8 protein-coding genes are annotated in these 10,146 nt (G+C 64.0%); 2 read left to right on the forward strand and 6 right to left on the reverse strand.

Translation table 11 applies throughout. The features are described from left to right. Window positions 1-38: 38 nt before the first annotated feature. The 6 genes from IVB01_RS34950 to IVB01_RS34975 form a co-directional block, all read right to left on the reverse strand. On the reverse strand, window positions 39-1,286 hold the full coding sequence (locus IVB01_RS34950) for an acyl-CoA dehydrogenase (protein ID WP_247277734.1): 1,248 nt from the start codon (window positions 1,284-1,286) through the stop codon (window positions 39-41). 117 nt (window positions 1,287-1,403) lie between these two features. Beyond that, window positions 1,404-2,531, reverse strand: coding sequence for an acyl-CoA dehydrogenase family protein (locus IVB01_RS34955; protein WP_247277735.1), 1,128 nt, complete (start codon window positions 2,529-2,531; stop codon window positions 1,404-1,406). Window positions 2,532-2,629: 98 nt separating this feature from the next. Further along, window positions 2,630-4,501, reverse strand: a complete 1,872-nt coding sequence (locus tag IVB01_RS34960) for an AMP-binding protein (RefSeq protein WP_247495217.1) — start codon at window positions 4,499-4,501, stop codon at window positions 2,630-2,632. 43 nt (window positions 4,502-4,544) lie between these two features. Next, entirely contained in the window at window positions 4,545-5,351 is an 807-nt protein-coding gene (locus IVB01_RS34965) for an enoyl-CoA hydratase-related protein (RefSeq protein ID WP_247277737.1), read from the reverse strand. Window positions 5,352-5,531: 180 nt separating this feature from the next. Further along, window positions 5,532-6,290, reverse strand: a complete 759-nt coding sequence (locus IVB01_RS34970) for an SDR family NAD(P)-dependent oxidoreductase (RefSeq protein WP_247277738.1) — start codon at window positions 6,288-6,290, stop codon at window positions 5,532-5,534. Between the two features lie 53 nt (window positions 6,291-6,343). After that, window positions 6,344-7,003 (reverse strand): TetR family transcriptional regulator, encoded by a 660-nt coding sequence (locus IVB01_RS34975; protein WP_346015514.1) that lies wholly within the window; start codon window positions 7,001-7,003, stop codon window positions 6,344-6,346. 153 nt (window positions 7,004-7,156) lie between these two features. Here IVB01_RS34975 and IVB01_RS34980 point away from each other — a divergent pair, with 153 nt between their 5' ends. Beyond that, on the forward strand, window positions 7,157-8,329 hold the full coding sequence (locus IVB01_RS34980; protein ID WP_247277740.1) for an acetyl-CoA C-acetyltransferase: 1,173 nt from the start codon (window positions 7,157-7,159) through the stop codon (window positions 8,327-8,329). A 149-nt stretch (window positions 8,330-8,478) separates the two neighbouring features. Further along, window positions 8,479-10,023: an acyl-CoA synthetase gene (locus IVB01_RS34985; RefSeq protein WP_247277741.1), complete on the forward strand. Its 1,545-nt coding sequence runs from the start codon at window positions 8,479-8,481 to the stop codon at window positions 10,021-10,023. The last annotated feature ends 123 nt before the right edge of the window (window positions 10,024-10,146 follow it).

The following is a 10,146-nucleotide window of genomic DNA, read 5'->3' on the forward strand; positions in this document are numbered from 1 at the left end:
GGAGCGGCACTTCGTACCGCACCGCCTCCGGGACATGATTAACCTCTTCCCTTTGTCGGGATCTTGTTGAACGGCACGTCCTTGTCGACACGGATGTCGCCCGGCAGGCCCAGCACCCGCTCGGCGATGATGTTGCGCATGATCTCGTCGGTGCCGCCTTCGACGCGCGTACCCGGTGCACGCAGCAGCATCGCCTGGAAGCGGCCCGCGACTTCGGCATCCTCTGGACCGCTGACGACACCAGCCGCACCTTGCAAGTCCAGCGCGTAGGTCGCGACGTCCTGGATCATCGAGCCTGCCACCAGCTTGCCGATGGAATTCTCCGGCCCCGGCCGCTCGCCCTTCGAGAGCGCCGAGATCGCGCGCATGCTGGTGTAGCGCAGGCCGCTCGCCTTCACCGCCCAGTTCGCCAGCTTCGCGCGCACGGCGCGATCATCGATCGCAGGACCGTCGTCGAGCATCAGGCTGGAGCAATATTCGAACAGCTCCGGAAAGCCGGTCGAGACGCCTGCGCCGATCGACATGCGCTCGTTCATCAGCGTGGTCAGCGAGACATTCCAGCCGTCACCGACCTCGCCGAGGCGCTGGTGGTCGGGGATGCGGACATTCGTGAAATAGACCTCGTTGAAATCGGACGCGCCGCTCGCCTGCTTGATCGGCCTGACCTCGACGCCCGGGCTCTTCATGTCCAGGAAGAACATGGTGAGGCCCTTGTGCTTAGGCACGGTCGGATCGGTGCGGGTCAAGAGGATGCCGTAGTCGGAATAATGCGCGCCTGATGTCCAGATCTTCTGGCCGTTGATGACCCATTCATCGCCGTCCTTCTCCGCGCGAGTACGAAGCCCCGCGACGTCCGAGCCGCCGGCCGGCTCGGAGAAGAGCTGGCACCAGACCTTCTCGCCGGAAGCGAGCGGCGGCAGATAGGTGCGCTTATGTTCCTCGCGCGCAAATGCCATCATGGTCGGCCCGCACATGCCGTGGCCGATGATGAACATGTGGGAGAGCTTTCCGAACGGGCCCTCCTCCTGCTGCCAGATCACGCGCTCGATGGGCGATGAGCCGCGGCCGCCGTACTCCTTCGGCCAGTGCAGGCAGGCCCAGCCGGCATCGGCCTTCTTCTTTTGCCAGGCCTTTGCGACCTCGAGAATGTTCGCGTTCCTGAGCTGGGTGCGGCCGAGCGAGGACTTGCGCAGCTCTTCTTCGTATTGCTTGGGCGCGTTCGCATCAATCCATGCGCGGGCGGTGGCGCGGAATGCGGCCTCTTGCGGGGTGTCGTCGAAGTTCATGGCTCTTTCTCTCTGTCATTCCGGGGTGCGCGTAGCGCGAACCCGGAATCTCGATGTTATTCACTCATCTCCAGATTTCGGGTTCGCCGCTTTGCGGCGCCCGGAATGACGACAACGTTACGCCGCGTTCTTCTTCCGCATGCGGTCGATCAACTGGTCTTCCCAATAGGTGAGGCTGCCGAGCCCGAGCGCCATGGCGTTGGCGCGGCGGTAGTACATGTGGCAGTCGAACTCCCAGGTGAAACCCATGCCGCCGTGAACCTGGATGTTGTTCTTGGCGCAGTGCTGGAACGCCTGCGTCGCGCTGATGCGCGCGGCGGCGGCGGCTTCCGGCAATTCGGCTGCGCTGGTCGAGAGCGCCCAGGCACCGTAATAGCTGTTGGAGCGTGCCAGCGTCGCCGAGACATACATGTCGGCGAGCATGTGCTTTACGGCCTGGAACGAGCCGATCTGCCGGCCGAAGGCGATGCGGTCGAGCGCGTAGTCGCGGCCCATTTCCAGGGCGCGGTCGGCGCCGCCTACTTGCTCGAACGCGCACAGCACCGCGGCGCGGTCGAGCACCTGGGTGAGGATGCTCCAACCCTCACCGATGCCCCCCAGCGGCTCGGCCTTACAGTCCTTGAAGGTGATCTCGGCCTGCCCACGGGTCGGATCGAGGTTGGTGAGGCTTTTCACCTCGGCGCCGCCGGCCCTGAGATCGACCAGGAACAGCGAGATGTCATTCTCACGTCCGCTCGATCCTGTGCGCGCGGCGACCACCGCGAAATTGGCGATGGCGCCGTCGGCGACCGGCTTCTTGACTCCGTTGAGCGCGCCATTCGAAGCGGCCAGCTTGACATTCTTCGGCGACGGATTGCCCTTGCCTTCGAACAGCGCCAGCGTGCCGATCGCCTCGCCCGAGGCAATAGCGGGCAACCACTTTTTCTTCTGCGCGTCACTGCCGGCGATCAGCAGCGCTTCGGCGGCGAGGTAAACAGTTGAGGAGAACGGCACCGGCGCGTTCGCGCGTCCCATTTCCTCCGCGATCACGCAGAGCTCGAGATGGCCGGCGCCCGCACCGCCGAACTCTTCCGGGATCGCGACGCCGAGAAACCCCATTTCGGCAAGGCCCTTCCACAACTCCTTGTCATAGGACGCCTTGCCGTCGAGGACGACGCGTACGGCCTTGGGCGAGCACTTTTCGGTGAGGAATTTGCGCGCTTGGTCGCGGAGCTGCTTCTGGTCGTCGGAGAAATCGAAGTTCATGGCGGGCTACCTTTTTATTCGTCGTACTCATTGAAGCCGTCATTCCGGACCTGGCCCTTTGGCCATCCCGGAATGACGAGGTTGAGAGTGTTGCGCATTCATCGCAGCACGATCACATCTTCATCCGGCTCATCCGCATAAAGCCGCTCCACCAGCGCTGCGCGGCGCTCCAAGCCGGCGCGCTGGTTGATGTAGCCCTTATCAGTGAGCTCGTTGCCGTCGATGGAGGGCGGTTCGGCCATCAGCATGGCACGCGCGATGATGCGGCTGCTGGCGCCTTCGCATTCCCGGTTGTGCGTCTCCAGCCCGCGCCTGAAGCAAGCGATCACCTCGGGGTGCCTGACCGCATCCGCAAAGCTCAGATCGGGATTGCCGACGAGTTGGCGACAAGCGTGCAGGTTCGGCCAGGCCAGCAGGCCGATAAACGGGCGATCCTGTCCCGCGACCAGCGCGTCATGCACGACGGGCGTTGCGGCCGCGATCGCATCGGTCCGGAGTGAGCCGACGTGCACGAAGGTGCCCGTAGTGAGCTTGAAATCCTCCACCACGCGCCCGGCAAAGATGATGCCCTGCACCGGATCCTTCTCGTCGACGAAGATGCCGGCATCGCCGATGCAGTAAAAACCCTCCTCGTCAAACATCTTCTTCGTCAGCTCAGGCTGACCGAAATAGCCGGGCGTGACGTTGACGCCACGCAGGCGAAGTTCGTATTTCGAGCCGCACGGCACCATCTTCAATTCGACCCCGGGGAACGGGAGCCCGATCAGGCCGACGCGCTCGGTCTCCCAATACGTGCCGGTCGAGGTCGGCGCGGTCTCGGTCGAGCCCCAGCCGGTGTAGAACACGATGCGCTCACCGGTCGTCTTCACCGCGAGCGCCTGCATGCGATCGTAGAGATCGTCCGGCAGGCGCGCGCCGCCATAGGCCATGATCGACAGGTTCTTGAAGAACGAGCGGCACAGCGCGTCGTCCTTCTCCATCGCCGCCGCCAACGCAGCATAGCCGGCCGGCACGTTGGCGTAATAGGTCGGCGAGATCTCGCGCAAGTTTCGCAGCGTCTCTTCGAACTGGCCCGGCACCGGCCGGCCGTCATCGATATAGAGTGTGCCGCCATCGACGAGGATCGGGTGGAACGCCGCATTGCCACCCATGGTGTGGTTCCAGGGCATCCAGTCCAGCATGGTCGAGATCGGGCCGCTGGGATCCCGGGGCCGCACCTGCATCATCATCGCCGCATTGGCGCACATCATCGCTTGCGTGTTGATGACGGCTTTTGGCATGCCGGTCGAGCCGGAGGTAAACAGCAGCTTGCCGATGGTCTGGGGCGTGATCTGTGCAACCGACGCTTCGACCTCGGCGGTCACCGGCGTTGCGGCGAGTTCGGCAAAGCCGACGCTCTTGATGCCATCGCAGGGGCGCGCGACGTGAACGACGGTAACGCCGGTGAGGTCGAGCGCCTTCAGTGCCTTTTCGAAGATCGGGCCGTCCTGCACCATCACCACGGCCGGCTGGATCAAATCGAACAGATATTTCAGCTTGACGTGATCGTGGCTCATCAGCGAGTAGGCCGGCGACACGGGAGCCGCCGGAACGCGCGCCTGCATCGCGGCCTGCGTCATCAGGGCGTGCTCGATCGAATTGCCGGAGAGGATCGTGACGGGTCGTCCCTCGAGCTTGAGGTTCAGCAGCGCTTGCGTCAGCGCATCCACGGTGCGCTTGGCTTCGCCATAGGACACTTTGCGCCATCCGCGATTCACTCCGCCGCGCTGCGCGAGCCAGATGCGCTCGGGGGCCTGTTTCGCCCATTTCGCCAGCGAAGCTGGAATGTGCTTCTCGTAAGGCTGCAGCGGAATGCGCGACTTCAGCACCACCGTGCCGTCGCCGCGGCGCTCGACGGCGATGTCGCGCGCGAGCCACTCGACCTTGCGAAAGGCGGGCTTCGTCATCACCGCCGCCGCGCTTCCACTCATTTTGCGTCTCCCGGAATTTCTTGTCCTTGGCGGATCTTTGTCTTTAGCGTTTGATATAGACAGGCTTTCGCTTCTCAAGGAAGGCCCTGATGCCTTCCGAAAATTCCTCGGAACGGCTGCACAGGACCTGGTTGCGGTCTTCCATTGCGATCGCAGCTTCCAGCGAACCGGCATCGACGCTCATGTTGAGACATTCCTTGGAGAGACTCAGCCCCACGGGCGAGGCCGTCATCATCGCGTTGACATAAGGCGCGGCTGCATCATCGAGCTTGTCCTCGTCGACGACCTCCGAGACGAGCCCGACCGCGAGCGCGCGCTCGGCGCCGATGAAACGCCCCGTCAGGATCAACTCGGACGCCACCGACACCCCGACGAGCCGCGGCAGGAAATAGCTGGTGCCGATGTCGCAGCCGCCGAGGCCGAGCTTGATGAAAGCGCAATTCATGCGCGCCGATTTCGTGGCGATGCGGATGTCGGAGGCAAGCGCCAGCGCAAAGCCGCCGCCCGCCGCGGCGCCCTGCACAAGCGCTAGGATCGGCTGCGGACAGCGCCGCATCAACATCACGATGTCGGCGATGCGCCGCTGCGAATCCAGCGACTCGGTAACGCCAGGCGGCTCCTGCTGGCCGGCGCGACGAGCCATCGCGGCCTTGAGATCGAGGCCCGCGCAAAAATTCGTGCCGGCGCCGCGCAACACCACGACGCGCGTGTCGCGGTTGCGCTGAAGCCCCTGAAAGTAGACGTTGAGCGCATCGATCAGCGCCGGATCGAGCGCATTGAGGCTTTCAGGACGATTCAGCGTCACCCGGTCAACGCCGTCATCATGCTCGATCAGCAGCGGTCGGGACATGGGGGCCTCGTGCATGCGCGCGGGAGGTGCCTATTATTGTGCCCTCTCCCCTTGTGGGAGAGGGCATGCACGTCGGTAGCCACGAGTTCGCTCGGGTGAGGGGTCTGCGTCCGCGGATAGAGACCCCTCATCCGGCGCTTCGCGCCACCTTCTCCCACAAGGGGAGAAGGGAAGAGAGCCTTACCGCGGCGCCATGCGGATGGCGCCGTCGAGACGGATGGTCTCGCCGTTCAGCATCGGGTTCTCCACGATGTGCACGGCGAGCATGCCGTATTCGTTGGCGTCGCCGAGGCGTGAGGGATGCGGCACCTGGGCGCCCAGGCTCTTGCGGGCCTCCTCGTTGAGACCCATCAAGAGCGGCGTGAAGAACAGGCCGGGCGCGATGGTATTGACGCGGATCTTCTGGCTGGCGAGGTCGCGCGCGGCCGGCAGCGTCAGGCCGACGACGCCGCCCTTCGAGGCCGAATAGGCGATCTGGCCGATCTGGCCTTCGTAAGCGGCGACCGAGGCTGTGTTGACGATGACGCCGCGCTCTTCGCCGATCGGCTCGATCGTGACCAGGCGCTCGGCGAACAGGCGCAGGCAGTTGAAGGTGCCGATCAGGTTGACGTTGATGATGCGGGCGAACTTTTCCAGCGGGTAAACGCCGTCGCGGCCGACGATACGCTGCGAGCCGCCGATGCCGGCGCAGTTCATCAGTACGCGCGCCACGCCATGCGCGGCTTCTGCCTTGGCGATCGCTGCCTTGATCTGCTCTTCGCTGGTGACGTCGGCATGGAGCGCGACGCCCTTCACTTCGGCAGCAACCTTCTCGGCGTTTTCCTTGCTCTGGTCGATCACGCCGATCTTGGCGCCCTTGGCGGCCATGGCCCGGGCGGTCGCGGCACCAAGCCCCGAACCGCCGCCGGTGATGAGAACGGCTACGTCTTTCAACTGCATCGCTTGTACCTTTCCTTGGGCGTTTCTTCTCTGGACTTGAAAGTTCGGCCGGATCACCCGGCCGCGACAGCTTCCTCGGCTTGCGCGAGGATGCCGCCGCAGATCAGCGTTTCCATGTGTTTGATGTATTGCCGGCAGACTTCGTCGGTGACCGGGCCGACCCCGGTCGCGCGCGACATCGCGTGCCGGCCGAAGAACAGATGGTCGCAGGCGCCGATCAGGCTGGTGTAGAACAGCACCGGATCGGTGGCGCGGAATTCGCCGGCTCGCTCGCCCTCGGCGAGCAGGCGGCGGTGAAAGTCGAGCAGCGGCGCCACGAAGAACTTCGAGACCTCGTCGGCGGAGCTCGCATTGGTCTCGTGCAGCAGATAATGGATCAGCCGGTTCATGTACGGGAACCGGTAATAGGCGCGGATGATACCGCCGATGTGCAGTTTCAGCTTCGCGGTCGGTGTGATGGGCTGCGCCAGCAGGTATTCGAGATTGGACAGCTCGGTCGCGGCATCGCGCGCGAGCAGTGCCAGCAGCAGGCCGTCCTTGTTGCCGAAGTGATATTTGACCAACGCGGCGTTGGCGCCCGACTTCTGCGCGATGTCGGAGAGCGAGATCTCGATCGAGGAGCGTTCGATCATCAGCTCGCTTGCGGCCACGAGCAATTTCTCTGCCGTGGAATTCTTCCCGCTGGGGAGCTTGGTCGGTACGCTGGTAGCCACAGAGATCCCTGAACATGCCTCGTGAGGCGCGCAGATAAGCCCAAGCCGCGCCGCATCACAAGAGTTAATTGATCGATTGACTAAACGATCTCGCGCCCCTTAAATCCCTCCCCGACAACCAACCCCAATCAAGAAATTCAGGGAGAAACCGACATGGCCGAGGCTTACATCGTCGCCGCTGCGCGTACCGCGGGCGGGCGCAAGGGGGGCCGCCTCGCCGGCTGGCATCCGGCCGATCTCGCCGCCAAGGTGCTGGACGAGCTGGTCGACCGCACCAAGGTCGATCCCGCCCAGGTCGAGGACGTGATCATGGGCTGCGTGATGCAGGTCGGCGAGCAGTCCAACAACGTCGCGCGCAATGCGGTGATGGCCTCAAAACTGCCGGAGAGCGTGCCGGGCACGTCGATCGACCGCCAGTGCGGCTCCTCGCAGCAGGCGCTGCACTTCGCCGCGCAAGCCGTGATGTCCGGTGCGATGGACGTCGTGATCGCGGCCGGCGTGGAATCGATGACGCGGGTGCCGATGGGCCTGTCGTCACAGCTCCCGGCCAAGAACGGTTTTGGCAATTACAAGAGCCCGGGCATCGAGAAGAAGTATCCCAACATCGTCTTTAGCCAGTTCACCGGCGCGGAGATGATGGCGGAGAAGTACGGCCTCTCCAAGGATGAGCTCGACGAATATTCCTACAACAGCCATCAGCGCGCGATCGCGGCCACCCAGGCCGGCCACTTCAAGAAGGAGATCGTGCCGCTCGAGATCACCCGTGCGGACGGCAGCAAGGACACCCATCACATCGACGAGGGCATCCGCTTCGACGTCAGTCTCGACGGCATCAAGGGCGTCAAGCTGATCGCCGAGAACGGCAAGCTCACCGCGGCCAGCGCCAGCCAGATCTGTGACGGCGCTTCCGGCGTCATGGTGGTGAACGAGCGCGGCCTTAAGCAGCTCGGCGTCAAGCCGCTCGCCCGCATCCATCACATGACCATGACGGGCGGTGATCCCGTCATCATGCTCGACGCCCCGCTGCACGCGACCAAGCGCGCGCTGGAGAAGGCCGGCATGAAAATTGGTGACATTGACCTGTTCGAGGTCAACGAGGCCTTCGCCTCGGTGCCGACCGCGTGGCTGAAGACCACCGGCGCCGACCCGGAGCGTCTCAATGTCAACGGCGGCGCCATCGCGCTCGGCCATCCCCTCGGCGGCTCCGGCACCAAGCTGATGACCACGCTAGTCCACGCCCTGCACCAGCGCGGCAAGCGCTACGGCCTGCAGACCATGTGCGAGGGCGGCGGCATGGCCAACGTGACGATCGTGGAGCGGCTGTAAGCCTTCGCGTGTCCCGGTCGCGCTGCAGCGTGAAGCGCGGCGGCGCAGAGCCGGGGCCCATGCCTCACAGTGGACCCCGGATCAGCAGCGCACCACTGCGCGATGCGCTGCGTCCGGGGAACGCCACACCTAACTGAACAAGCAGAGACATGACTCACCCCTCCATCCACGCCCGCACCACGCCGAACAAGAGCGCCTATCGAATGGCCGGCAGCGGCAAGGCGATCACCTATCGCGAGCTCGACGAGCTCTCGAACCAGGGCGCGCATCTGTTCCGCTCGCTTGGCTTGAAGGCCGGCGACCACATCGCGCTGTTAATGGAGAACCGGCTCGCCTTCATGGAGATCTGCTGGGCCGCACAACGCAGCGGGCTCTATTACACCGCGATCAGCCGCTATTTGAAGCAGGACGAGATCGACTACATCGTGAAGGATTGCGGCGCCAAGGTCGTCATCACCACACCGAAATGCGCCGACCAGATCAATGGCCTGATCAGGGGCGCCGCCGGCGAGCCGATCTTCTACATGATGGACGAGCCCTCACCGGGCTTCCGCTCCTACGACAACGAAGCCGCCGCGCAGCCGACGACGCCAATCGCAGACGAGGTCGCCGGCTACGACATGCTCTACTCGTCCGGCACCACCGGGCGGCCCAAGGGTGTCAAGAAGGCCTTCGAAGGCAAAGCGATCGACGAGCCGAATCCGTTTCTGCGCGTGCTCTGCGCCGACATGTGCGGCATGAACGCCGAAAGCACTTACCTCTCGCCGGCGCCGCTCTATCACGCGGCTCCGTTGCGCTTCAACATGATGGCGATCGTGCTCGGCGGCACCTCCATCATCATGGAGCATTTTGACGCCGAGGAATTTTTGAAGCTGGTCGAAAAATACAAGGTCACGCAGTCGCAGCTGGTGCCGACCATGTTCGTGCGCATGCTGAAGCTGCCGGACGAGGTGCGCACCAAATACGATGTCTCCACACTCAAGGGCGCGATCCACGCCGCCGCGCCCTGCCCTGTCGATGTCAAAGCCAAGATGATCGAATGGTGGGGACCGATCCTGATCGAGTATTACGCCGGCTCGGAAGGCAACGGCGTCACGGTCTGCACTTCGCAGCAATGGCTGGAGCACCGCGGCAGCGTCGGCCGCGCCGTGGTCGGCACGATCAAGATTCTGGACGAGAACGACGAGGAGCAGCCGGTGGGCGAGATTGGCACGGTCTATTTCGCGGACGCGCCGGCCTTCACCTATCACAACGACCCCGAGAAGACGAAGAAGGCCTACAACGCCAAGGGCTGGTCGACGCTCGGCGACGTCGGCTATCTCGACAAGGACGGCTTCCTCTACCTCACCGACCGCAAATCCTACATGATCATCTCCGGCGGCGTGAACATCTATCCGCAGGAGACCGAGGACGTGCTCATCACCCACCCCGAGGTCGCCGACGTCGCCGTGTTCGGCGTGCCGAACGAGGAGATGGGCGAAGAGGTGAAGGCGGTGGTGCAACCGCACGACATGAGCCGTGCCGGCAAAGCACTCGAAGCCGACCTGATCGCCTATTGCAAGCACCGCCTCTCCGCCATCAAGTGCCCGCGCTCGATCGATTTCGAAGCCGAGCTGCCGCGCACGCCGACCGGCAAGCTGGTGAAGCGGCACTTGCGCGACAAATATTGGCCGAAGACGGCCGCGAAGATTTAGGGGCCGCTCACCTCCCCTGGAGGGCAGGGCTATCGCATGTGGCCGAGGAGCTCAAAAAGAAAGGCATCGTTCCACCCGGCGCGCTTGAGCTTGAGGCGCAAGGAGATGGTGGTGTCAGGGTGA

This window comes from Bradyrhizobium sp. 164, assembly GCF_023073715.1.
Taxonomy (GTDB): Bacteria; Pseudomonadota; Alphaproteobacteria; order Rhizobiales; family Xanthobacteraceae; genus Bradyrhizobium.